Genomic DNA, 1,326 nt, shown 5'->3' on the forward strand with positions numbered 1-1,326 from the left:
TTTAACTTTACCGTTATTCATTGAAATAACCTCCAAAATAATTGTTCACTTTAATATTCAGTTAAAAGAAAATAAAAAAGACGTACTGACACGTTTGGGTAATAGACATCACCCACATCTTCGTGCAGTTACGGCTACCTAAACAAATAAATATTTAACTAACTTAAAAGCGTATCTTCATTTTAACAGATTTTGGCCATATCGTCAATTGAATTTCAAAAACTAGGAAATTCAGAGAAAATATTTCAGATATAATAATAGCTTACCAAACTTGTCTCAAACTTGCAGAAAATGAAACTCTAGGTAGGGAGTTTCATTATTCTTTATTAAAATTACCTTGTAAAAATACCTCCATGAAATTGACGATAAATTTCTGAAAATCAGCCTCCATACCAATGTAATCAAGCGAATCTACGGGTTCCTTATCTGGTTTTGGCCGAAAGTCTGCAATACTCTTGCCTTTGGCTTCCCCAAATTCCTCGACTCTTACTCGTCTTGGAATATATTTCACCAAATCTGGTTCTATTAACGCCATGAGCGGAACAACGTCATGAAGTGGTGCTCCCTTAATACCCGGGACATTTTTCTGATATGCTTTATAGTAATAATCAAATGCTGGTTTTAATAATGGCCGAAAAGGTGTAGGGCTGTTTTTGCTAAGAAAGTCAATAATATCGGGTGTGATGATGGCTTTATTTGTTATATTTAGAGGATATAAAAAAATATTATGTGCTTTTTCCATAACGGTATGTGCCGCAATTGGATCCACATAAAAATTCGCTTCAGCTTCAGCGGTAATATTACCGGGAACCAAAAAAGCCCCGCCCATAATATAAAAAGCGCTTACTCCCTTTAACGCTTCATTCCCGTATAAGATAAACATCAAAGCTAACTCGGTCAATCTTCCCACAGATACAATGACGATATTTCCTTTATACTGCTTAACAATTTCAAGGATTTTGTTAATATCATATACCTTTACATTCTGAATCGTATCTGGAGGCTTGATTGGTCCTAACCCCTCTTTGCCATGTATTTCGGGGTAATACACGATCGGTTCACCTGATAGAGGTCCTGCGGTGCCTGCTATTATTGGAATATCCGCTCTCCCACCTAATGTTAAGAGGTAGGCAGTATTTTTAACTGATTGCTCTTTTGGTGTATTTCCATAACCACTGACAATACCCACTAAATTTATTTTCGGATTTAGTAAGGCATACATTATGGCAAAAGAATCATCAATACCTGGATCAGTAATCATTAGCACATTATGTGCCATCGTATCTCCTCCAATAAATTATATTTATAAAAAATATGCGATTTAAA

The 1,326-nt window shown here is 35.4% G+C and carries 1 protein-coding gene; it reads right to left on the reverse strand.

Annotation, left to right across the window (positions count from 1 at the left end; translation table 11 throughout):
• Window positions 1-316: 316 nt before the first annotated feature.
• Entirely contained in the window at window positions 317-1,279 is a 963-nt protein-coding gene (locus tag V7659_RS24825) for a nucleoside hydrolase (protein ID WP_335542789.1), read from the reverse strand.
• Window positions 1,280-1,326: the final 47 nt, after the last annotated feature.

This window comes from Neobacillus drentensis (assembly GCF_036966985.1).
Lineage (GTDB): Bacteria > Bacillota > Bacilli > Bacillales > Cytobacillaceae > Neobacillus > Neobacillus drentensis_E.

Coding starts and splice junctions, on each gene's coding strand:
- V7659_RS24825 (WP_335542789.1), bottom strand. CDS start 1,279: ATGGCACATAATGTGCTAATGATTACTGATCCAGGTATTGATGATTCT.